The organism is Pelorhabdus rhamnosifermentans (assembly GCF_018835585.1).
Taxonomy (GTDB): Bacteria; Bacillota; Negativicutes; order UMGS1260; family UMGS1260; genus Pelorhabdus; species Pelorhabdus rhamnosifermentans.
The window spans coordinates 1-25,118 of the sequence record NZ_JAHGVE010000025.1 but is presented as its reverse complement, the minus strand read 5'-3'; the positions used below and the strand labels follow the sequence as shown (position 1 = coordinate 25,118).

The 25,118-nt window shown below is 35.5% G+C and carries 21 protein-coding genes; all 21 read left to right on the top strand.

The window, feature by feature from the left end:
- The first annotated feature begins 64 nt into the window (after positions 1-64).
- Positions 65-1,297: an FAD binding domain-containing protein gene (locus tag Ga0466249_RS21125; protein WP_246588940.1), complete on the top strand. Its 1,233-nt coding sequence runs from the start codon at positions 65-67 to the stop codon at positions 1,295-1,297.
- Positions 1,298-1,771: 474 nt separating this feature from the next.
- Positions 1,772-2,785: a glycosyltransferase family 2 protein gene (locus tag Ga0466249_RS21115; protein WP_215831476.1), complete on the top strand. Its 1,014-nt coding sequence runs from the start codon at positions 1,772-1,774 to the stop codon at positions 2,783-2,785.
- A 21-nt stretch (positions 2,786-2,806) separates the two neighbouring features.
- Complete coding sequence (gene rfbF, locus Ga0466249_RS21110; RefSeq protein ID WP_215831475.1) at positions 2,807-3,583, top strand: glucose-1-phosphate cytidylyltransferase; 777 nt, start codon at positions 2,807-2,809, stop codon at positions 3,581-3,583.
- Complete coding sequence (rfbG, locus tag Ga0466249_RS21105) at positions 3,544-4,662, top strand: CDP-glucose 4,6-dehydratase (RefSeq protein WP_312889813.1); 1,119 nt, start codon at positions 3,544-3,546, stop codon at positions 4,660-4,662. The genes rfbF and rfbG overlap by 40 nt, the downstream gene beginning before the upstream one ends.
- A gap of 12 nt (positions 4,663-4,674) precedes the next feature.
- Complete coding sequence (gene rfbH / locus Ga0466249_RS21100) at positions 4,675-6,033, top strand: lipopolysaccharide biosynthesis protein RfbH (RefSeq protein ID WP_215831474.1); 1,359 nt, start codon at positions 4,675-4,677, stop codon at positions 6,031-6,033.
- Positions 6,034-6,203: 170 nt separating this feature from the next.
- Positions 6,204-7,031, top strand: coding sequence for an N-acetylneuraminate synthase family protein (locus Ga0466249_RS21095; protein ID WP_246588939.1), 828 nt, complete (start codon positions 6,204-6,206; stop codon positions 7,029-7,031).
- Positions 7,032-7,034: 3 nt separating this feature from the next.
- Positions 7,035-7,517, top strand: coding sequence for a KdsC family phosphatase (locus Ga0466249_RS21090; protein ID WP_215831472.1), 483 nt, complete (start codon positions 7,035-7,037; stop codon positions 7,515-7,517).
- Between the two features lie 28 nt (positions 7,518-7,545).
- A complete protein-coding gene (locus tag Ga0466249_RS21085; RefSeq protein WP_246588938.1) occupies positions 7,546-9,345 on the top strand; it encodes a thiamine pyrophosphate-binding protein in 1,800 nt (599 codons plus the stop codon).
- The gene (locus Ga0466249_RS21080) at positions 9,342-10,478 is read left to right on the top strand and encodes an FkbM family methyltransferase (protein WP_215831471.1); all 1,137 of its coding nucleotides are present in this window, start codon (positions 9,342-9,344) and stop codon (positions 10,476-10,478) included. The genes Ga0466249_RS21085 and Ga0466249_RS21080 overlap by 4 nt, the downstream gene beginning before the upstream one ends.
- 18 nt (positions 10,479-10,496) lie before the next feature.
- The gene (locus Ga0466249_RS21075; RefSeq protein WP_215831470.1) at positions 10,497-11,573 is read left to right on the top strand and encodes a radical SAM/SPASM domain-containing protein; all 1,077 of its coding nucleotides are present in this window, start codon (positions 10,497-10,499) and stop codon (positions 11,571-11,573) included.
- Between the two features lie 10 nt (positions 11,574-11,583).
- Entirely contained in the window at positions 11,584-12,618 is a 1,035-nt protein-coding gene (locus Ga0466249_RS21070; protein ID WP_215831469.1) for a radical SAM/SPASM domain-containing protein, read from the top strand.
- Between the two features lie 123 nt (positions 12,619-12,741).
- Entirely contained in the window at positions 12,742-13,764 is a 1,023-nt protein-coding gene (locus Ga0466249_RS21065) for a radical SAM/SPASM domain-containing protein (protein WP_215831468.1), read from the top strand.
- Between the two features lie 497 nt (positions 13,765-14,261).
- Entirely contained in the window at positions 14,262-15,914 is a 1,653-nt protein-coding gene (locus Ga0466249_RS21060; protein ID WP_215831467.1) for an IS1634 family transposase, read from the top strand.
- Positions 15,915-16,255: 341 nt separating this feature from the next.
- On the top strand, positions 16,256-17,242 hold the full coding sequence (locus Ga0466249_RS21055) for a radical SAM/SPASM domain-containing protein (RefSeq protein ID WP_215831466.1): 987 nt from the start codon (positions 16,256-16,258) through the stop codon (positions 17,240-17,242).
- A gap of 28 nt (positions 17,243-17,270) precedes the next feature.
- On the top strand, positions 17,271-17,948 hold the full coding sequence (locus tag Ga0466249_RS21050) for an LbetaH domain-containing protein (RefSeq protein WP_215831465.1): 678 nt from the start codon (positions 17,271-17,273) through the stop codon (positions 17,946-17,948).
- Between the two features lie 275 nt (positions 17,949-18,223).
- Positions 18,224-19,135: an SDR family oxidoreductase gene (locus tag Ga0466249_RS21045; protein WP_215831464.1), complete on the top strand. Its 912-nt coding sequence runs from the start codon at positions 18,224-18,226 to the stop codon at positions 19,133-19,135.
- 286 nt (positions 19,136-19,421) lie between these two features.
- Positions 19,422-20,423: a glycosyltransferase family 10 domain-containing protein gene (locus tag Ga0466249_RS21040; RefSeq protein WP_215831463.1), complete on the top strand. Its 1,002-nt coding sequence runs from the start codon at positions 19,422-19,424 to the stop codon at positions 20,421-20,423.
- A 76-nt stretch (positions 20,424-20,499) separates the two neighbouring features.
- On the top strand, positions 20,500-21,735 hold the full coding sequence (locus tag Ga0466249_RS21035) for an alpha-1,2-fucosyltransferase (RefSeq protein WP_215831462.1): 1,236 nt from the start codon (positions 20,500-20,502) through the stop codon (positions 21,733-21,735).
- A 32-nt stretch (positions 21,736-21,767) separates the two neighbouring features.
- Positions 21,768-22,841, top strand: a complete 1,074-nt coding sequence (gene gmd / locus Ga0466249_RS21030) for a GDP-mannose 4,6-dehydratase (RefSeq protein WP_215831461.1) — start codon at positions 21,768-21,770, stop codon at positions 22,839-22,841.
- Positions 22,842-22,880: 39 nt separating this feature from the next.
- Entirely contained in the window at positions 22,881-23,801 is a 921-nt protein-coding gene (locus Ga0466249_RS21025; RefSeq protein WP_215831460.1) for an NAD-dependent epimerase/dehydratase family protein, read from the top strand.
- Positions 23,801-25,012, top strand: coding sequence for a DegT/DnrJ/EryC1/StrS family aminotransferase (locus Ga0466249_RS21020; RefSeq protein WP_215831459.1), 1,212 nt, complete (start codon positions 23,801-23,803; stop codon positions 25,010-25,012). Before Ga0466249_RS21025 ends, Ga0466249_RS21020 begins: the two co-directional genes overlap by 1 nt.
- Positions 25,013-25,118: the final 106 nt, after the last annotated feature.

Sequence of the window (25,118 nt, the reverse complement as noted above, 5' to 3'; positions counted from 1 at the left end):
ACGTTACAGTGACTTTGATTAAAGGAAGTATTTTTCTTATGATCTTACTGTAGGAGGTTTGGCCATGTTAAGCAAGTTCGATTATGTCAGGCCCCAGGTTCTTGAAGAAGCCATAACATATTTGGACCAACATGAAGGTACGAAAATTCTTGCTGGCGGAACGGATCTTATGATTATGCTGCGCCATCATGCACTAATGCCTGAACATATTTTAGATATTAAATCAATTGATGTGTTGAAACGATTGGAATATCATCCCAAGAATGGTTTATTTATTGGAGCAGCCATTACAGTCAATGAAGTAGCTGAATCAAAATTGATTCAGGAAAAGTACCCGGCGTTAGCTCAAGCCGCTCATTCTTTGGCTTCATATCAAATACGAAACAGGGCTACTTTGGTGGGCAATATCTGTAATGCTTCGCCTGGTGCGGATCTCGCAGGTCCTTTGTTAGTTTATGAAGGGCAGGTTCATATTGCGCGCAGTCATTGTATTCGTGTGTTAAACTTGAATGAATTTTTTACGGGTGTAAAAAAGACGGTTTTACAGCCTCAAGAAATGGTAATTGGTATTGGACTTCCTATTGTTGGCGCTTGTGATGTGAGTGTTTATCTCAAACAAGCTCGAATTAAAGGACACGACTTGGTGGGTGTAGCTGCGCGTCTAACGGAGCACAAGAAACTATTCCTTGCCATGTCCGCCGTGGCGCCCACGCCCGTTCGAATGACGCAGCTTGAAAAAATGCTGAATTTGCAACCTTTGACAGTGAAGCGTGCAAATTGGGCGGGGGAAGCCGTGCGTACCTTTATTAAACCGATTTCAGATGTGCGTTCTTCTGATGAATACCGTACGCATATCGCCGGTGTGTTAGTCAAGCGTGCTCTCACTCAGTTGCTAGCCGAGAGAAGTGAAGAGATGAGAGAAAAAGCGCGTATTCCTTTGCACGTTACTGTCAATGGCGAACAGGTAGATCGTTTGATTGATCCAACGATGACATTACTGCATTTTTTGCGGAAAGAATTAAATCTTTTTGGTACCAAAGAAGACTGTGGTGAAGGTGAATGCGGAGCATGCACTGTTATTATGAATGGTGTCGCTGTGAGTTCCTGTATTGTCTTGGCAGTTGAGGCCAATGGGGCAAATATTACCACTGTTGAGGGCTTGGGACAGGCAGGTAAAATATCGATACTTCAGCAAGAATTTATTCAACATGATGCGCTGCAATGCGGTTTTTGTTGCACGGGGTATACGTCCAGTGTTGCCGCCATTTTATCGGCAGACAAGCGTGATGACTCTTGATATGCTGAAGATCGCGTTGAAAGTGGCTCAGCAAACAGTGTAAAGCCAGCCTCAACCTTTGTATCATACTGGTTGAAGACCCTTTTCCGAAAAATCACCTGCCAAATTCAGTGGAAATTTAGCAGGTGATTTTTTTATGAGTGTCCTTAAATATGAATTGCCAAGGTGGTACTTTTTTTCGGCGATTTAACTACTTTAATTCCCATAATAACTCACCCCTATTATTAAAATATGCCTGTAATTTGTTTTTGTTACGGGATTAAGGTTTTAATATTCTATTTAGCCTGCTAGTAACATTGAACATTGTACGGAATATACTGATGTAAGAGAAATGGTTTCATTCTAGAGTAGCGATATACCTAAGATAGGTGTATTTTCGGGTGGGCATTAGCTATATTTTGGCATGATCGTACTCATCTGAGTTCATTATAAGATTCTCGCGACTTCTATCATGACATGGGGGGCGAATATAATATGTTAAATCAAGATATTGCTGAGCCTAATACTTTACAGCAAGAATTAATCAAAATACGTGAATATATAAAAAAATTTGATGTTGTTGATGCTCTGTCTATGCCTAAAGTAAGTATTATTATTCCTACTTATAATAGACAAGAAATGTTAAAAGACGCAGTAGAAAGTGCAATGGCACAGGATTATCCTAATTTAGAGATTATTGTGACTGATAATGCTTCTATAGATGGTACGGATGACATGATGAAAAGCTATGTAAAGGATGATAGGATTATCTATTTTCGTCATGATAAAAATATGGGGCCTGTTTTTAATGGTCGGAATGCTTGTATTAATATTGCTACGGGAAAATATGCACTACTATTATGTGATGATGATTATTTACTTGACTCTAGTTATATCAGTAAAGCTATAAATTTAATTTTAGAAAATCAAAGCATTGTTTTAGTACATGCTAATTGTAAGTGGTTGAATTTAAGCAATGGTTCTGTTCAAGTTACTAATTATAAAGAGGCTCGATTTATTAAAGGCAATGAGTATTTTTTATATTACGAAACAGCAGAACAATATCCTCATATTGTTGGTTTGGTAACGGCATTATTTGATAGAGAAAAGGCGATTCATACTATGGCGTATGTTGACGAAGGGGCTGTAGGAGGTGACATGGTATTATATTTAGAATTAATGCTATTGGGAAATGTTGGAATTTTAGGGAGCTGTGCTGGTTTTTATCGGTTTCATGATGGAAGTTGCTCCAGTCATTTAGAAAATTATGTGCAGATGGATAGTACAATAATTTTATTAGAAAAATTAAAAAAAATGGCTTTAGAGAAACAATTTAATCCACAACTATTGGAGCAATGGATAAATTTTCGAGTTTTTACTTATGTCCGATGGTTTGTCGTATCTTGTTATAATCAGGGACAGCATCAGGCGGGGGAATGTCTATTAGAAAGAATTAAAGAGCAATATCCTGCTATTTATCAAGCAGTGAAACGGAGTTTAAATATGTAATTTATTGAGAGGTGAGATGTTGTGAAGGTCGTTATTTTAGCAGGCGGCTTTGGTACTCGGATTAGTGAAGAATCTCATCTAAAACCGAAACCAATGATTGAAATCGGTGGACGGCCGATTTTATGGCATATTATGAAGATATATTCTTATTACGGACATAATGATTTTATTATTTGTCTTGGGTATAAGGGATATTGCATCAAAGAATATTTTGCTCATTATTTTCTGCATGAATCGGATATAACTTTTGATTTTGGTCATGACAATCAACAGGTGATTCATCACCGACATGCCGAACCGTGGAAGGTTACGCTTGTTGATACAGGAATAAATACTATGACAGGTGGTAGAGTAAAACGCGTGCAATCCTATGTGGGCAATGAGACTTTTATGCTGACTTATGGTGATGGAGTTAGTAATGTTAATATTGAAAAATTGATAGAGATGCATCAAAAATACGGAAAACTAGCTACTGTTACTTCTATTCAGCCAGCTGGCCGGTTTGGCGCTTTGAAGTTGTCTTCTGATAATTTTGTAAAAGGGTTTCAGGAAAAGCCCCAAGGCGATGGCGGGTGGAGTAATGGTGGATTTTTTGTATTGGAACCTGAAGTGTTTAACTATATTAAAGGAGACGCGACTAGTTTTGAAGGGGAGCCGTTAGAACGGTTGGCATGTGAAAATGAACTTATAGCTTATAAGCATGATGGCTTTTGGCACCCGATGGATACAATGCGGGATAGGGAGGCGTTAGAAGAGATGTGGAATTCGCAACAGGCGCTATGGAAATTATGGAAGTAGGAAAGATGAATAGTATAGAATTTTGGAACAAAAGAAAAGTTTTTCTTACTGGACATACCGGTTTTAAGGGAGCATGGTTTTGTCTATGGTTGCACAGCTTGGGGGCAGAAGTAACTGGATATGCTCTAAATCCGCCAACTAAGCCTAGTTTATTTGCTGTCTGTAATATTGATCATTTAATTACATCTTGTATAGGTGATATTCGTGATAGAGAAAGATTGATTGTTGCGATGAAGAGAGCTGAACCTGAGATTGTGATTCATATGGCTGCGCAGCCACTCGTTCGTGAGTCTTATAAAAATCCGACGGAAACTTATGAAATTAATGTAATGGGAACGGTTAATTTATTTGAAGCCGTTCGTCAATGCAAAAATGTTAAAGCCGTTATTAATGTAACTACAGATAAGTGCTATGAAAATAAAGAATGGATTTGGGGGTATCGGGAAAATGATCCATTAGGCGGTTATGATCCCTATTCAAGCAGCAAAGCATGCTCTGAGCTGGTTACAGCAGCGTATTGCAGTTCTTATTTTAATCCGCTAAATTATATTCAACATGGAGTAGCGATTGCATCGGCGCGGGTCGGCAATGTTATTGGCGGCGGCGATTGGGCCGCAGATCGGTTAGTTCCTGATTGTATCAAAGCTCTTTTGCAGAATGAGAAGATTAGGATCCGTAATCCTAATTCCATTCGCCCTTGGCAGCATGTGTTAGAGCCCCTTCTTGGATACTTACTGTTAGCGCAAAGGTTATATGAGAATGGAGTTATGTTTGGCGAAGGCTGGAATTTTGGTCCTAATGACAGTGATGCCAAACCAGTAGAATGGATGGTAAAAAGAATGTGCGAAGAATGGGGAATTGATGCAGGCTATGAAATCGACAAAGGTACTCAGCTTCATGAAGCCCATTATTTAAAGCTTGACTGTTCAAAAGCAAAAATGAGACTCGGGTGGCGTCCAAATTGGAATTTGGAGCAGGCACTAGTAAAAATTGTTGAGTGGGTTCATGCTTATCAAGCAAAGGATGACATGCGTGGAATTTGCATAAAACAAATTTCAGAATATATGAAATCGTTATAGTGGGGTATAGCAATGAGGGATGAAATAGAATTAGAAAAAAAACTAAGACAACAGGCTATTGAAGCCGCTGTCAAGCATTATAAAGTAAAACATAAAAAAGAAAATGACTTTAAGCCAGGCGATCGTATTTCTTATGGTGGTCGTGTTTTTGATGAACAAGAAATTATAAACTTAATCGATGCTTCCTTGGATTTTTGGCTAACTACAGGTAAGTATGCCGAAAAGTTTGAGAAAGATTTTGCTGAATTTTTAGGGGTGAAGCACTGCTCTTTAACTAATTCTGGTTCATCAGCTAATCTTTTGGCGTTTATGGCACTAACCTCTCACAAATTGGGTGAACGCAGAGTCAAGAAAGGTGATGAAGTTATCACAGTGGCAGCGGCCTTCCCGACAACTGTCGCACCTATTATTCAATATGGGGCTATTCCTGTATTTGTGGATGTGACATTACCTTCATATAATATTGATATTACACAATTGGAGGCTGCCATATCTGATAAAACCAAAGCAGTTATGCTTGCACATACTCTAGGTAATGCTTTTGATTTACAGGCAGTGAAAGAATTTTGTGATAAGCATAAGCTATGGTTAGTTGAAGATAATTGTGATGCACTAGGAACAAAATATTTTTACAACGGTGAGTGGAAGTATACGGGGACAATTGGTCATATAGGTACCTCTAGCTTTTATCCACCACACCATATGACTATGGGGGAAGGCGGAGCGGTATATACAAATGATGCGCAGTTAAAGCGATTGGTTGAATCATTTCGTGATTGGGGACGGGATTGCTGGTGTCCATCCGGGCATGATGATACATGCAAACATCGATTTAATCAACAGTTTGGTGATTTGCCGGTAGGGTATGACCATAAATATGTTTATTCTCATTTTGGCTATAATTTGAAGGTTACTGATATGCAAGCGTCTATTGGTTGTGCACAATTAGAAAAATTACTGGCTTTTATTCAAAAACGACAAGCTAATTGGAGTTATTTGCGCAAGAAACTGAATGATTTAAAAGATATTTTTATATTACCTGAACCTAGTGAAAATAGCCAACCGAGCTGGTTTGGCTTTGTGCTAACGGTAAAAGAAGCGAGCGGTATTTGTCGAGAGAGTTTGATCAATTATTTAGAAGAACGAGGCATTCAGACCAGAATGCTATTCGCAGGTAATCTCATTAAACATCCTTGTTTTGATGAGATGAGAAAGGCTGGACAAGGATATCGAGTCGTGGGTGATTTGATTCATACAGATTGTATTATGAAAAATACGTTTTGGATCGGTGTCTACCCCGGTTTGACACAGGATAAATTGTCATATATGGTAAACGAGATTAAAGCGTATTGTAAGAAACATAGTAAATAACGAGGGGTAAAGGAACTTTATTGAACTTAATTTCATATATTCATTGTAGGAAACATAGTAAATAACGAGGGGCTTAAATTATGAAAAGGCGTATGCAAGCAATTCTGGATTAATTTGCTTTAAGATATCTTGAACTAAAATATATTTTTGTTTACGGAGGAATGGCAAAAATGCATAAAGTGTTTTTTATCGCAGAAATAGGAATTAATCATAATGGGGATATGAATCTTGCCAAACAGCTAATTGATGTTGCCTGTCAAGCTGGGTGTGATGCCGTAAAATTTCAAAAACGTACGATTGATAAGGTATATACACCAGAGTTTTTAGCTAGTTCACGTCAAAGTCCCTGGGGAACGACGCAGCGGGAGCAAAAAGAGGGACTTGAATTTAATCAGGAACAATATGAAGAAATAGATCGGTATTGCAGTCAAAAAAAGATTGAATGGTTTGCATCGACTTGGGATGTCGACGCTCAAAAATTTTTGCGGAATTTTAACTTGAAGTACAATAAAATTGCTTCAGCTATGCTCGGAAATTTTGCTTTGCTGGAAGAAGTTGCTTGGGAAAAAAGACATACTTTTATTTCAACTGGGATGAGCACTTATGAAGAGATTGATGCAGCGGTTGCGTTGTTTCAAAAATATCATTGTCCTTACGAAATTCTTCACTGCAATAGTACCTATCCTATGCAGACAGAGGATGCTAACTTACGCTTAATTCCAGAATTGCGTAAAAAGTATCAGTGCGATGTCGGTTTCAGCAGCCATGAAATCGGTTATGTGGCTACATTAGGTGCTGTTGCGTTAGGAGCGGTGACAATTGAACGGCATATTACACTTAATCGGAATATGTATGGTTCCGATCAAAAAGCTTCGATTGAGCCACAAGGTTTATTTTCATTAGTAAAAGATATACGAGCGATGGAACAAGCATTAGGAAATGGAGAAAAAATTCTGGATGAAAAAGAAATGGCGGTTCGGAAAAAACTCCGGGGGTAATGGATGATTATGATTAAACTTTTTTTGATGGATATTGACGGAGTTTTAACTGATGGGAAAATAATAGTCAATTCTACGGGAGAAGAATACAAAACCTTCTGTTTTAAAGACTTTGATGCCTTTAGTGAATTAAAAACAAGAGGTATCGTAGTTGGTGCCATTACGGGTGAAAATACACCGATTACGGAATATATAAAGAAGCGGGTTCCGTGGGATTATTTTTATAGCGGTATTAAAAATAAATTTGCCATTATTAAAGAAATATGTAAAAAAGAACAGGTATTATTTTCTGAAGTAGGCTATATTGGGGATGGAAAATATGATCTTACTCCACTATCCTATGTGGGATTAGCAGTATGTCCGAAAGATGCAATTCCCGAAGCGAAAGAGGTTGCACATGTATGTTTATCCCGAAACGGTGGAGAAGGTTGTATATGGGAACTCATTAACGTGATCGATAAATTTAATGCCAAGAGTCGCCTATAATGGTTGGTTTAGAAAAGAGAAGGTACAGATGATAAAATTATCGGATTATGTAATAAATTTTTTAGAACATAAGGGAGTCAAGACAGTCTTTATGCTTCCAGGTGGCGGTTGCATGCATTTAGTCGATTCGCTGGGGAAAAACGAAAGAATCGAGTATATATGCTGTCTTCATGAACAAGCAGCTGCTATTGCGGCTGAGGCATATAGTCAGCATACGAATCATATAGGTGTAGGTCTTGTTACGACGGGACCAGGCGGAACGAATACTATTACAGGCGTTACGGCAGCATGGATTGACTCCACTCCCTGTCTGTTCATTTCAGGTCAGGTGAAACGCTCGGATTTGATAAATGATACGGGTGTCCGTCAAATGGGTAACCAGGAAGTCGATATTGTATCTATTGTAAAACCGATTACAAAGTATGCGAAAATGGTGCTTAAGCCAGAGAAAATACGTTATCATCTAGAAAAGGCTTATTATTATGCGATGCAGGGAAGAAGAGGGCCTGTCTGGATTGATATTCCGCTAGATGTGCAAGCAGCTATGATTGATGAAACTTCCTTAGTTGGATTTACACCGGATTTTGAAGAGAGAAATAAAGATTTGTCTGAATCAGTCGAAAAGTTCATCGAGTTAATTAATCAGGCAAAAAGACCCGTTGTTATTGTAGGAAATGGAGTAAAGCTAGCTCATGCGGAGCCGCTATGCTTAGATTTCATAGAAAGAGCAAATATTCCGATGCTGTTGACTTGGAAAACTATTGACTTAGTTGACGAAAACTATCCGCTTCAATTTGGCTGTCCAGGGACCCTGGGACATCGAGGAGCTAATTTTATTCTGCAGAATGCCGATTTATTGATTGTGCTTGGCAGTCGACTGGATTCTAGTTTAACGGCTTTCAATCATACGAATTTTGCGCCGAAAGCAAAAAAAGTAATGGTCGATATTGATCGTACAGAAATAGACAAGATGCAGTTTCCTGTTGAGTTGTCTATTGTAGCTGATATAAAAGAGTTTCTACAAGATCTTTGTCAGCAAAAAAAACAGATTATTTGTAAAGACCAAGTAGAATGGCTGAACTATTGTAAAAGAATGAAAACTAGTTATCCCGTAGTGCTGCCAAAGTATTATGAGGATAAAGAGTATGTGAACTCTTATGTTTTTATCGATAAATTGTGTAACTTTTTGACTTCGCAAGATGTTATTGTACCAGAAAGCTCCGGTAGTGCTGGAGAAATTACTTATCAGGCCTTTAAAATCAAAAAAGGACAAAAAATGAAAAATGCCGCTGGCCTTGGGGCGATGGGATTTGGTTTGCCCTATGCGATCGGAGCGTGTCTGGCAAATGATAAAAAAAGAACCATTTTAATTAATGGTGATGGAGCCTTTCAGCTTAATATTCAAGAGTTGGCTACATTGGCGGGACATAAATTACCCATAAAAATATTTATTTGGGATAATGGCGGATATGCCAGTATTATGGGAACACAAAGAAAGTTTTTTGAAGGGCATTATGTTGCCAGCAATCAGGAAAGCAAGTTGTATTTGCCGGACCTTAAGAAAGTGGCAGAAGCATATGGTTTGAAAACATTTTGTATTGCGAATCACGGGGAAATGGAAGAAAAAATACAAGCGGTATTAAAGCAGGATGGTCCAGTACTATGCCAAGTAAAAGTTTCACCTATGCAAATGACGGCTCCTAAGGTACAAGCGATGAAATTACCTGATGGAAATATGGTATCAAAACCTCTAGAAGACATGTGGCCGTATCTTGACGAAGCAGAAATTCAATGGAATATGATTACAGGAGAAGAAAAATCACTATGATTAATTATAAAAGTGAGTTAATTCAATTTTTAAAAAATTCCAATTCAACGGAGAAAAGTTACGCACAGAAGATTATTAGTAAATTGAAAGAGTCTAAATATATCTGTATTTTTGGTGCTGGGCAAATGGGACGTTCTTTAGCGTGCTTATTTCGTGAATTGAATATTGATATAAAAGTCGACTTTTTTTGTGACAATGATAAAGAAAAATGGGGGCAAGTTGTTTGCAATGAAATAACTTGTATTTCTCCAACGACGCTTAAATCATATAAAGAGAGTGTTGCCATCATTATTGCTACTAAATATTATGAAGAAATAGTTGAACAACTTAAGAAAGAAGGAATTACTAATTTATATCCTATTGTGACTTTTTTTTATTTTAAAAATAATATTCTTTATGGGAATAATGCTAGTAAAATTGAACTTATTCAGGATAAATTATCTCAGGTGATGGATGCTCTTGCAGATGAACAGTCTCAACGAGTTGCATTGCAGTTAGTTAAAAATTGGTTTGCGGAAAGTCCTGCGCATATAGATTATAAATCTATATGCACAGCAAACCAATATTTTGACGATTCTGTTATAAAACTTGGTGATAAGGAGATATTTGTTGATGCTGGAGCTTATGATGGCGGAACAATATTAGAATTTTTGCAAAAAGTACAGAATAAATTTACTACTATATATAGTTTTGAGTTGGATCGGAAAAATTTTTCGATTTTAGAGGAAACAATGGTTAAAATGGATAGTGCTCTTAAGAGTAAAATTCATATATATAATATAGGTTTATGGGATAAGCGAAAAACAATTAGATATAATGAATTGATTCAGGGTTCTAATATTGAGGACGAAGGTGAGATAGAAGGAAATGTAGATGCTCTAGATAATGTGCTATGCAATAGCAAAGTAACATTAATAAAAATGGATATTGAAGGAGCGGAGCTTAAAGCTCTGCAAGGAGCAGCACAAAGCATAAAAAACTATAAACCAAAAATGGCTATATGTGTGTATCATAATCCAGAAGATTTGTGGGAAATATCGTTATATCTTAAAAGTATTGTTCCAGAGTATAAAATTTATCTTAGACATTATACTACATTTGAATCTGAAACAGTATGCTACGCTGTTATTTAATTACAAGGAGGAGATTTTATGCAGAATAGTAATGTGAATAGAAAGAAAATTGAGCAAGAAAGAAGAGAAAAGCTTAGAATCGAAAAGCCATTAGTATATGAAAAAGTTTTAAAAATAAATGATAAGTATCTGAATGGTGAAAGTGTAGCCATGCTTGATATTTCATATGATTATATATGTAATTTCAAGTGTGAGCATTGTTGTAATAATAGTTTCCAAGTAAAAGACAGGAGCCTAACAATTGATGATTTGCGGAATATTTCTGAACAAGCTGATCAACTTGGTTTATTTCAATTTACTCTTACAGGTGGAGAACCACTTTTATTTAAAGATTTAGATAATATAATTCAAGCACTAAATCCAGAAAAATTTCACATATCTGTAAATACGAATGGATACTTACTTACTTATAATATGGCTAAACATCTAAAGGAAATAGGTGTGGATAAAGTAAAAATTAGCATTGATAGCTTTCGAAAAGATAAGCATAATCAAATTAGACATAATTCGCAAGCCTATACTCATGCTTTTGAAGCGCTTTTTAATGCTCAAAAAGCAGGATTACATGTAGTAGCACAACATGTAGCAACGAGGCAGAATACGCAAACTCAAGACACAGTTGAATTGGCAAAATTTGCACAGAAAAATGATTTTGCTCTTGATGTTTTAATAGCTAAGGCACTTGGCCAATGGGAGGGCAACCATGATGTGCTGATTAATGAAGAGGATGCTGCTTTTTTAAGAGAATTACACAAGGAATATCCAGTAGTGTGGAGAGATGTTTTTCCCGCTTATGGTTTAGAAAAAGGCTGTATCAGTGTAAATTCAATATTAGGAATAACTAAATACGGTGATGTATTACCGTGTCCTTTTATTCATATAGGAATAGGAAATATTTTTGAGGAATCGCTAAAGGATATTATTGATAGAGGACTTAGAATAAAGCATTTTAAAGAATTTAGAACCAAATGTTTATCAGGTGAAGATAGGTGTTTTATTGACACATATATGACAAAATTTTATGGCAAACCATTGCCAATCCATTGGTCGGAAGCTTTTTCTGATGAGGATTTTATTGATGGTATTGCAAAATAGGGGTGTCGAATTGAGTACTGAAAGAGAGTTTACTATAATCAATAGGCAGGGCAGGCAAATACTTAAAGATATTATGCCTTTAAAAAAACCATTATCAATTTTTATTGAACCTACTAATATATGTAATTTTAGATGTGCTCCATGCGTTCATGGAAATGAAAAAACACGTAATGATTTAAAGCCATTCATCAATATGGACATGGAGTTATTCAATAAAATAATAAATAATATAAAAAGCTGGGACGGAAATAAGCTTAAACTTGTACGGCTTGCAGCATTGGGGGAGCCTTTGCTGCATCCTAATTTTCTAAATATGGTCCGAATTACTAAAGAAGCAGATATTGCTGAACGGGTTGATACCTTTACTAATGCATCACTACTTGATAAAAATACATGCGAAAAACTAGTTGATTATGGATTAGATTACATTCGAGTTTCTATTTATTCGGTTATACAGAATAAACATAATGAGATAACAAGGACCAATATTGATATACAAAAGATACGCCAAAATGTGGCTAATTTGCGCAGAATTCGAGATGAAAAAGGATCTAGAAAACCGTATATTCTAGTAAAAATGTTTGATACTTATAGTGAAGAAAATGATATTTTTATAAATATGTATAAAGATATTGCTGATAAGGTTGAATTTGAAAAAGTTAATAATGCCACGAAATACAGTGGACTTGATTTAATTAAAGCATATTATAATGATGAGACTAAAGAAGAAGCTACGAAAGAAGATCTTCAAAGTCATTTGAATCAACACATTGCTTGTCCAAAACCATTTATGTCATTAGTTATAAACAGTAATGGCGATGTGCTTATTTGTACTCATGATGCACCAAAAGCAACTAAAATTGCTAGTGTCAAAGATAAGAGTTTGGCAGAAATATGGAAAAGTAATGAGCTGTTTGAATTTAGAAAAATGCATTTAGAAGGGAATAAGCATTTAAATTATATATGTAAAAACTGTGATTGGTATAAATTATTTCCCATGGAAGATAATGTTGATGGTTTTCCTATTGAAAAATTGAAAAGTTAAGTGATGAAACTACTTGAAAATATTTATATGCTTAATGCAATATGGTTTTAACTGGGAATAAAAGAGTGAATGAATCGGTGCTAACAGATATTAAGAAAGAGGTCGGGGGGGGGATTTTAGTTTATGCAAGCAAAAGTGGCACCTAAATTTTCTATGAAAAGCCGTGCAAAATTGGAAGCAATTATTCCATTGCGGACACCTTTTTTAGTATATGTAGATCCTGCAAGTGTATGTAATTTTCAATGCGAATTTTGTGCAAGCGGAGATCGTGAAGCTATTCGTAAAAATGGACACGGACGGGGTATTATGGATTATGAACTGTTTAAAAAAATTGTAGATGATATGTCTGCATTTAAAGATAAAATTAAAGTTATTAGATTATTTAAAGAAGGAGAACCATTGATGAATCCTAGGCTGCCTGAAATGATCAGGTATGCTAAAAAAAGTGGTATATTTGAAAGTATTGATTTTACGACAAATGGTTCCTTACTTAATCCACAAAAGAATTTAGAGATCATTGAAGCGGGTTTGGATAGTATTACGATTTCTGTTGAAGCTATGTCATCAGATAAATATCTAATGATTGCCAAAGCAAATATTAATTTTGATGAATATGTTGCGAATATAAAACATTTTTATAATAATAAGAAAAAGTGTATAATCTATATTAAAATTTTAAAAAATTATTTAGATGATGGGGAAGAAGATTTATTTTATAAAACATTTAGTAATATTGCTGATCAAGTTTTTGTTGAAAGAATAGTTCCTAATTGGCCGGAGTATGATATGAGTAAATTCAATAAAAATTTTGATTTGAATCTTTATGGAAAAGAAATTGTTAAGAAAGAAGTTTGTCCTCATATTTTTTATTCTTTAGCAATAAATGTTACTGGAAGTGTAAGCGCATGCTGCACGGATTGGCAACAAAACTTAATTGTTGGAGATATAAACAAGGAAACATTGAATGATATTTGGCATGGTAAGGCATTATATGAACTTCGAAAACTGCATTTACAGAAAAAGAAACAACAGCATAAGACCTGTCGGAGTTGTGGGGCAATTGATTATTGTGCGCCGGATAACATTGATTATTTTGCTGAAGAGTTACTTAAAAAATTAGCTGATTGTGGAAGAAAAAACATTTAAAAATAAGCTATTCTTCTAAATTGTACTAAAATTCCTAAAATTTGGATTGCAGATAAAACGTGACAACAATAAAAAAACAGCTCATAAAGCTAACCTTAGTGTAGAATGAAGTTACTACACAACATTCGACGGAGGTATCCTAAGAGCTAGCAACATCTTGGCATGCTTGGTGTGCACGTATACAAGCATTTCATAATCTTGGTTATTCAACTTGACAAATTGCGTTTATAATAAAAAAATTGCTGATGTGATTGAAGAAAAGCTATGTTTAACATGGTCACCCGAGAAAATTGCGCAAACGGCTCTCCACGCAAAAGTCAGTTTTAAAACCATTTATAACTGATTTTTCCCTAGGAGAAGGTACTACGACACAAAGAAAGTCGCAGTCGTCCGCCAGAAAAGCGTGGCAAGTTCACAATAGGTCTATTGATAGCTGATCTACTCGAAGAGATGAAAGAACGACAGATATTTGGGCATTGGGAACTTGATTCTATGGTTTGAGCCGTGGAAAAAGCAAAGGTTGTTTTGCTACATTTGTAGAACGAAAAAGTCCTGCCCTCTATACAGCTCTAAAAATGCATGACCGATCTTCCCATAGCACAGGCAAAAAGCGATTGAAATATCTCTGCAGCACGCTTATTGGTCGCTTAGATGCCGCAACCGGTGAGATCGTTCCTACCGATGGTCGAGGGCACAAGAAAACTGAGCCTGCTGTACAGCCCAAACAAGGTCCGATTCCAATTTCCCATACGGATCGCCGCTTTTTCGGCGCTACTTACCTTTTCGACAGAATCAGCGAAAAGATTGGTGTCACCGCTGACCTAAAACAATGCTTTCCTAAGGACTATAAGAAGATTTTGTCGATTGTTTATTACTTGATCTTTGAAGATGCGAATCTATTATGCCGTTTCGGCAGATGGTCACGAATACATCGTCATCCGTTTTCTACAGATATTACTTCACAACGCAGTTCAGAACTTTTTGCTTCGGTTACGGAGGAAGCAAAAAGCCAGTTCTTCTGTTTGCAGGGAAAACGACGTGTCGAGAAAGAGTTTTGGGCATATGACTCGACCTCTATTTCCAGTTATTCCGAGCACCTCCAGCAAGTCCGTTATGGAAAGAATAAGGATTATGACCCTCTTCATCAAATCAATTTGGCTTTGCTGTTTGGTAAGAAATCCAATCTGCCATTCTATTATCGCAAGCTGGCCGGAAATATTCCGAATGTAAAAACCGTTCGTGAATTAGTAAAAGAGTTGAATATCCTTGGATATGAACGAATCAAATTAGTTATGGATCGCGGCTTTTACAGTGCTGGAAATATAAATGAGCTCTTTAAGAATCATTACAAATTTATTGTTTCTGCCAGCACAGCACTTTCCTATGCAAAAGCGGCTATTAAGAAACAGGGCACTTTGATGAGGTCCTGGCAGAATTACAGCGAAAAATATGAGCTGTACTATTACAGTGAAAGCATTGCCTGGGATTATACGCAAGAACGGCTATACAAGGGGGATGCTATTAAGGGCAGCAAAAGAATGTATCTACATTTCTATTACAATCCGGAAAAGGCTATCGAAGATGGGAAGAACTTTAATCGATACATGTCAAAGCTGCAAAATGAACTTTTAACTGGGAAGCATTTTTCAGAGCATGAAGCTGCTTATAAGAAGTACTTTGAAACAAAGGAAACGCCTATACGCGGCATCCAAATCGCGCCAAGGCAGGGAGCTATGGATGAAGCGCGCAGCAGATGTGGTTGTTTTCTTCTCTTAAGCAATGAAGTAAAGGATGCTATTCCAACATTAGAACTTTACCGAAACCGTGATGTCGTAGAAAAAGCATTCGGTAATCTTAAAGAGCGGTTGAATGGTCGGCGCACACTGGTATCTTCAAATCAAAGCCCGGAAGGAAAACTATTTGTAGAATTTATTGCACTCATTTATCTTTCTTACATCAAAAAGAAGATGGAAGAAAAAGATTTGTTTAAAAAATATACCTTGCAGTCTCTACTGGATGAATTAGATGTTATTGAATGTTATGAAGAGCCTGGGAAAGCCGTTATTGTTGGTGAAATACTACGCAAGCAGGTTCAAATTTATGAAGATCTTGGTGTGGGTGCGCCTGTTGATGAAACCTCGTTAGATTAATCCGGGAATGCAGGTTAAAAGCTTTTAAAACAGCAACGACAGATCGGGGAAGTTGGGGATTGACATGTATTTTGCAGATTCTTACTGTTCTTGGCAGCGAGGGAGCAATGAAAATTTCGATGGATTGCTCAGAGAGTTTTATCCCAAGAAGACCGATCTTTCTTTAGTAAGCGAAACGGAACTTATTTACAATCTGTTTTTGATAAATTTAAGTACACGAAAATGCCTAGGCTGGAAATTTTCTATTGAAGTCTTTTTACACGAAGTGTCGTACTTGACTTGACAATTCGCCAAATTAAAAAACATAAAGAAAAAGGATATTTTTGTGTAGGAGGAATTTTATGCAAGCAAAAATGGTTTCTCAAAATAGAACTAAATTGGAAAGTATTATTCCGTTACAAGAGCCATTTGTGGTATATATAAATCCTGCTAATATATGCAATTTTCAATGTGAATTCTGTACAAGTGGAGATCATGAACTTATACGTAAAACTGGTCGGAAACAAGGAATAATGGATTTTAATTTATTTAAAAAACTAATTAATGATATGTGTATGTTTAAAAATAGAATTAAAATTATTAGAATGCACAAAGATGGCGAACCTTTATTAAATCCTCAGCTGCCTGAAATGATAAAGTATGCAAAACAAAGTGGTGTGACTGAGAAAGTTGAATTTACAACAAATGGTTCTTTACTTAATCCTCAGTTAAATTTGGCACTCATTGCAGCTAAACTAGATAAAATTCATATTTCTGTAGAAGCGATGTCAGTAGAAAAATATAGAGCAATTACCAAAACTAATATTGATTTTGGTACATTTGTTGAAAATATACGACATTTTTATAAAAATAGAAAACAGTGTATTGTTTCTATTAAAATAATGAGTAATTATTTGGAGAATGGTGAAGAAGCACTTTTTTATCAAATCTTTGGAGAAATTGCTGATGAAATTTCTGTAGAAAGAATAGTTCCTTGCTGGCCGGAGTATGACATAAGTAAAATTGGTGGTGAACTTACTACTGGCATATATGGACAGCAAATTGAAAAAAAAGAAGTCTGTCCTCATATTTTTTATTCTGCGGCGGTTAATATAGATGGAAGTGTGAGTGCCTGTTGTGCGGATTGGAAATATAAATTGATTGTTGGAGATATTACTCAAGAATCATTTTGTGATATCTGGAATGGGCAAGCATTTCGCGAACTTAGACGTATTCATTTAATGAAAAAGCGAAAAAATAATAATATATGTTGTACTTGTAATAATCTTAATTATGTTCCCTTAGATAATATAGATGATTTTGCTGAAGACTTATTAAAAAAGATATAATTATATCAAGTTGCTGTGGAGTGTTTTTATGAAAATTTCTTTATCTACGAGCGAATTAAAAGAATTTATTGGTCGACAATTAGAAGCGTTTTTCCCTGATAAGTATTTGTTTAGAGGTAAGGATATTGATACTTCAATGAATTTGGCGCTAGAAAGGGTAGAATATTGCTTTAAACATGTAGCGTATAATACTTATCATGTTGATAGTGAGACCTATTTTTCACACTTGAATTCTGATCAGTACAGTCAGTTTCTTTATTTCTTTTCTAATAGTTTATGGACAAATTCTCAAAATAAACCTATATGTGATAAATTAATATTGCTAAATAAGATGTTGAATGGAATGTTTGTAACTTATAAATGTTGTCTGCCTGCTATTTTTTTATTTATCCATCCAGTGGGAACAGTAATTGGAAATGCTATTTATGATAATTACCTTGTATTTGAGAGTAATGTTACAATAAACACAACAAAGGACGGTATTAACACACCGAAAATAGGAAAAGGGGTATTCTTTTCAACAGGTGCAACGATTATTGGGGATAAGATTATTGGGGATAGGTCTTCCATTGGTGCTAGAACCTTAATTTTTAATAAAGAAGTCCCTCAAGATTCTATTGCTTTGACACGTGAAGATGGTTCACTTAATATTATCAAAAGGAAAAAGCCTTGTATGGCTCAATTTTTTTTCAATGTACCAATATAGGGTATACACCAATTGAATATATTTTAAAAATCCTGAATTTTTCTAACGTGATTTATGTTTCTGCTGTTAATCTGGCAATAATATCATTAAGCTTTGTTGAATGGCATTGTGTGTGGGCAATGCCTGCAGTTCCTCTGTGAATATAGATTGATTATATATAGGTAACGTGTTTAGCACTGATCAAACAAATCTGAATAATTAATCTTAGTTTTCAAAGAGCATTCGAGTTGAAAGAAAAGTTCCTTTGCCTAAATTATACAAGGAGAATCTTTTTGATGAAAGTCTTAATTACTGGTGCAGGTGGCTTCGTAGGACGCAATTTAGAGGAATATTTTTCTGGAAAGCATGAAATTTTTGCAGCTACTCATGCAGATTTAGATCTATTAGATGATAGTGCCGTAAAAAATTATATCGAAGAAAATCAAATTGAATTTATTATTCATTGTGCGTCTTACGGTGGTTCCCGCAAGAGTAATTATGATGAGAAAAATGATAATGTAGTAGAGCAAAATTTACGAATGTTTTTTAACTTGGAACGTTGTTTAACTCCTAATATGCGAATGGTTTATTTGGGAAGCGGTGCAGAGTATGATCGGTTGCATTGGTCGCATAAAATGAGCGAAGAGTATTTTGATACTTATGTACCTGCTGACAGTTATGGTTATGCAAAATATTTGATATCAAAATATATAGAGCAGACGGATAATATTGTATGTTTACGGATATTTGGTTTATTTGGGAAATATGAAGATTATCGTTTTAAATTCATTTCCAATGCCATTGTAAAAAATCTATTAAAAATGCCGATTACTATTAATCAAAATGTTGTATTTGATTATTTATATATAGGTGATTTTGTAAAACTTGTCAAGTATATGATAGGGAATAAACCAAAAGAAAAGCATTATAATATTACTCCGACTCAATCTATTGATCTTGTAACAATAGCTGAGATTATTAACGAAATTAGCGATTTTAAAAGCAAAATAATTGTTTTATATGAAGGAATGAACAGGGAATATAGTGGGGATAATAATAAATTATTATCTGAAGTGGGAAATTTCCAATTTACAGAGTATGTCAAATCGATAGAAGAATTATATCAATATTATAGTAGCATTTTTGATACACTAGACGTCGAAATAATAAAGAATGATCTATTTATTTCTAAATGCTTAAAACGTTGAATGGTTTTACAATATATCTAATGTCCCGTTGTCTCAAGTTTTAAGTGGTTAATGAGTGCTTAGGTAAACCATAATTTATTATTTTGTTAGTAAATAAGGTAATGATGCACGGTTTGCAGATGAAAGATAACTCGTCTATGTAAATATTTAGCAGGAACATTGATCGTTGCTAGAACATAATAATAATAGAAGATTTTTTTTACACGCACTCAAGTAAGAAAAGTATTAGACTTTTTTTAAATGGTTTAGTGTTGGTCTATGATATTTTTATGGGAGATAATTTGACATGAAAAAAGTTATCATGAGCTCCTATTACTCAGGAGGTAACATATTTTCAGATAATCCTGATTTGGAACGGGGGGCAAATATTAACGAAGTACGAGAACAGTTATTAGCCAAAGGCTATGAAATTAAGGCACAAGGTACCTGTGATCCTCATGAAGCACATGCAATTTTTTTTCTTGAAGGAATTCCATATGAAGGCGGACCTAATTACGAATTTTTTAAGCAATGCGTGGAGCAGGGGTTAGTCAACAAGATGCGGTTGTTTTTAATAGAAGCACCGATAGTGACGCCACATTCTTGGAATTTAGAGTTTCATAAATACTTTGTTAAAATCTATACATGGAATGATGATTTAATAGATAATAAAAGATATTTCAAAATAAATTACTTCCAAAGCTTATTGAATATACCGGAAAAGATTCCTTTTAATCAGCGTAAATTATGTACGCTGATTTCGGGGAATAAGATGTATTATAGTTCCTTAGAATTATATTCAGAAAGAATAGAGGCTATTCGGGCTTTTGAACGGTTAGGTCCATATGAATTTGATTTATATGGTACCTGTTGGAATCAACCGAGATCGCAAGTACAGCAGTTGTATCCATTTTTAGTACCTAAGTTTCCTAGTTATCGGGGGCCGGTGGAGAAAAAGTTGCCGGTACTTTCTCGATATAAATTTAGTATTTGTTATGAAAATATGATTGGTTTAGATGGATATCGAGGATATATTACTGAAAAAATATTTAATTCACTTATGGCAAGATGCGTTCCTGTATACCTTGGGGCTGTTAATATAACAGATTATGTTCCAGATAATGTTTTTATTGATAGAAGAAAATTTAACTCATATGATGAATTGTATACTTATTTGATTAACATATCGGAAAAACAGTTTGACGAATATCTTCACAATATTGACGTCTATTTAAGTGGAAATACGTTTTATAAACATTTTTCCCAGGATAGCTTTATTAAAATGCTTTTAGAAGACCTGGCGGAATGAAAGTGAAATATTCATTTATCTTCAAATGTATAAAACGATAATTGTTTTGAAAGCGAAATAAAGTGAGGTAGCGTGTTTGGAACATTTATTATCTTTTTTGGGAAGCACAGTAGGGAAAAAAATTATTATCGTAGGGCTTACTAATATAACTGAACAAATTTGTACGATACTTCCATGGAATATTAATTATATTATCGATGTAGAGAAAAAGTCTATTGGGCATACAATCTTAAGTAAGCCTATTTTTCCGCCGGAAATATTGCAGCAAGAAAATCCAGCTAACATAGTACTTATTGTTGCGGGTTATTATAATCTGTTCATTGAACAATGGTTTGTTGCCTTAGGGTTACAAAGAAATGTTAATTATTATTTTGCTCCTAATTTATTAGAATGGTTTTCATATACAAATAATGTGGGGAGTGAGAAGCTTTTAAATATTGTCAGAATGGATGGCGGCTTGGGAAGCCAAATGACACAGTATGCGATTGGCCTTCTGTTAAAGGAGAAACTGGATGTACAAGTAAAATATGATTTGTCATGGTTTTCTATTGGTGGAAAAGATATTAATGGAAAAGAAAACAGGAATTTTTGCTTAACTGATATTTTTGATATGAAAGACTTTGAAGCAGCTGATGAATCTGAAATAAAGCAATATAAAGCTTTTTATTATTATAATCATAGTAAATATTGCTTATATGATGAAAGCCTTGTGAATGTACGATGCAATCGATATATTGATGGCTATTTTGGGAATTACAAATACCTTGTGCCTATAATGGAATTATTAAAGGAAAAATTCCGTTTTAACTTACCTCTCTCAGGGAAAAATCTGAGTTTTCTAAAAAAAATAAAAGATACCGAAGTTCCTGTTGCTATACATGTACGCAGAGGTGACTACGTTGGAAGCATGTTTGATATTTTGAATGAAGATTATTATCAGCGAGCGGTTCAGTTTTTGTTAAGTAAGTTAGCTGCTAAACAGATTCATTTTTTTGCTTTTTCAAATGATGTGCAATGGGTAAAAGACAATATCCATCTAGAACAACCTGTAACTTATGTAGACTGCAATGATAATGATAATGGGGCATTTGATATGCATTTAATGTCTCAGTGCAAGCATTTTATTATTGCAAACAGTGGATTTAGCAGTTGGGCGGCAATTTTGGGAAATGCTCAGAATAAGATAGTGATTGCACCTAATAGAAGTTTTGATGTTAGTGCAATAGCCAATAATCCTATTTTAGTGGCATCTCTTGAAGGTCATGATGATATAAAAAATAAATTTCCTGACTGGAATTATCTGTCTGTATGATGAAAAGTTAAGAATTTTGGGGAGAAAGCGGTATGAAGAAAGCCTTGATTACAGGCATTACTGGTCAAGATGGGGCATATTTGGCAGAGTTTCTTTTAAATAAAGGCTACGAAGTGCACGGTATAAAAAGAAGAGCTTCACTTTTTAATACGCAAAGAATCGATCATTTATATCAAGACCCCCATGAAGAAAATGCCCGCTTGCAGTTGCATTATGGCGATATGACGGATTCTACGAATTTAATTCGCATTATACAGGATGTGCAGCCTGATGAAATCTATAATTTAGCAGCACAGAGTCATGTACAGGTATCTTTTGAAACGCCGGAATATACGGCGAATTCCGATGCTTTAGGTACATTGAGATTGTTGGATGCAATACGAATATTAGGATTAGCGCAAAAAGCACGGTTTTATCAGGCATCAACAAGTGAACTGTATGGTTTATTGCAAGAGACACCGCAGAGAGAAACAACCCCTTTTTATCCGCGAAGCCCTTACGCAGTGGCTAAGTTGTACGGATATTGGATTACTGTCAACTATCGGGAAGCATATGAAATGTTTGCTTGCAATGGTATATTATTTAATCATGAATCTCCTTTGCGCGGCGAAACTTTTGTCACACGTAAGATTACAATGGCTGTAGCGCAAATTAAACTTGGAATACAAAAAAAACTCTACCTGGGAAACTTAAACGCCAAAAGAGATTGGGGATTTGCGAAAGACTATGTGGAAGCCATGTGGCTTATGTTACAGCAAGATAACCCAGAAGATTTTGTGATTGCCAGCGGACAGACTCATTCGGTGCGCGAATTTGTAGAACTTGCATTTAAAGAAGTGGGGATTACCATTGAATGGCAAGGAAGCGGTGTTCAAGAAAAAGGCATTGACCATACCAATGGTCAGATTATTGTAGAAGTAGACTCACGCTATTTCCGGCCGACTGAGGTGGAGTTTTTATTGGGTGATGCTGCCAAAGCCAGAAGAAAATTAGGCTGGCAACCTAAAACTTCTTTGCCTGAATTGGTAGCCATGATGGTACAAGAAGATTTTAAGAATGCACAGCGCGATTTATTATGTAAGCAAAATGGTTTTTCCACTTACTAGATGGAAAAGCCATTTTCTTTAGAAAAGAGGAAAGAAATCATGCGTATATTACTAACAGGCGGTTCGGGGATGGTAGGAAAAAATTTTTTTGAGCATCCTCAAACGTCAGCTTTTGAAGTTCTATCACCGACGCGTGGAAAACTGAATTTATTTGATTATATAGCGGTAGAAAATTATATTCATAAGGTAAATCCGGATATAATTATTCATGCTGCCGGTAAGGTCGGGGGGATTGAGGCCAATATTAGCAGCCCAGTAGCTTTTTTAGTAGAAAACCTGGATATGGGGCGGAATATTGTTATGGCTGCTAGGAATGTGGGTGTTACCAAATTGCTCAACCTGGGAAGTTCTTGTATGTATCCGCATGAAGCGATTAATCCGCTAAAAGAAGAGAATATTTTACGGGGAGAATTAGAACCGACTAATGAAGGATATGCCTTGGCCAAAATAATGACTACTCGCTTATGTGAATATATTTCACGTGAAAATCCGCGATATCAATATAAAACATTGGTTCCGTGCAATTTATATGGACGTTGGGATAAGTTTGACCCGCAATATGGACATCTGATTCCAGCCGTCATTCATAAATTGCATCAAGCCAAAAAAATCGGTAAAAAAGAAGTAACAATTTGGGGTGACGGGACTGCAAAAAGGGAATTTATGAATGCTGCAGACTTCGCCGATGCCTTGGTATATGCGGTAAACAATTTTGAAAGTCTATCACCTGTGATGAATATCGGTCTTGGCTATGATTATAGTATTAATGAGTATTATCAATTTATCGCCAATACAGTTGGATATAATGGGACATTTATTCATGATATAAGTAAGCCTGCCGGAATGAAACAAAAATTAGTGGACATTTCAAAACAAAGAGCCTGGAAGTGGCAGGCGAACATGGAAATTCAAGAGGGGATTGCCAAAACATATGCATTTTATTTAGAAAGGTTTGAATAATGATGCAGAAAAAAATGGGTGTAGGTTATGCTTATGTAGGTGAGCTAGAAAAAAAGTATGTCAATATGGCACTTGATGCAGGCCGATTATCACAAGGTGAATTTGTATATAAGTTTGAAAAAAAATTTGCGGAATTACACCAACAAAAATATGGAGTAGCATGTAATAGCGGGACGTCGGCACTGCATATTGCTTTGGAAGCATTAAAAGAAAAATACAGCTGGCCGGAAAGGGCGGAAGTATTAGTTCCTGCCATTACTTTTATTGCTACATCCAATGCCTGTTTATATGCGGGGCTACAACCTGTTTTTGTTGATGTTGATCCAATCACATATAATATGAATCCTAACTTAATTGAGTCTAAAATTACCTCAAAGACAGTGGCTATTATGCCTGTGCATACTTTTGGACAGCCTTGTGAAATGGATGCTATCGTTAATATTAGTAAAAAGTATAATCTTAAAATAGTCGAAGATTGTGCAGAAGCTCATTTTGCAAAATATAAGAACAAAAGCGTAGGCAGTTTTAGTGAGATAGCAAGTTTTAGTACGTATGTTGCTCATACGATTACAACAGGAGTCGGAGGCATCATCGTAACTGATGATACACAACTGGCTGAAATTAGTCGTTCGCTCATAGCCCATGGAAGAGCCTGTACCTGTGAGCAGTGCATTGCATCTAATCCCAATGCAGTATGCAAGTTACGCATGAAAACGAAGATAGATAAACGGTTTATGATGGTAAGATTGGGATATAGCTATCGTATCGGGGAACTTGAGGGGGCTTTGGGAATCGCGCAATTAGAAAACCATGAATATATTATGAAGACAAGAAAAAAGAATGCTGATTATATGACAAAGGCCTTGCAACAGTGTCAGAAATTTTTACAATTGCCGTCTTTCCCTAATTATGTAGATCATTCATTCATGATGTATCCAATTGTAGTAAAAGAAAGTGCGAATTTTTCTCGAAATGATTTGGTATGTTTTTTAGAGGAGCACAATATCGAAAGCCGTCCTATGTTGCCTTTATTAAATCAACCTATATATAGAGAGTTATTTGGCGATCTTGAAGATGATTTTCCGGTTGCCAAATGGATTAATCAACAAGGGTTTTACATTGGGTGTCACCATGGGCTAGTCGTAGAAGATCTGGATTTTGTGGTTTCTGTTATTAAAGATTTTATACAATCACATAATGTTGTTATATAAATTATCACAAAAAAATGCTCCTCATGCTGGCAATGTCATTAAGATAAGAAAACAAAACGACAAAGAAACAACGGAAAAGACAGGGAGATTGAGAAATAATAGTCTC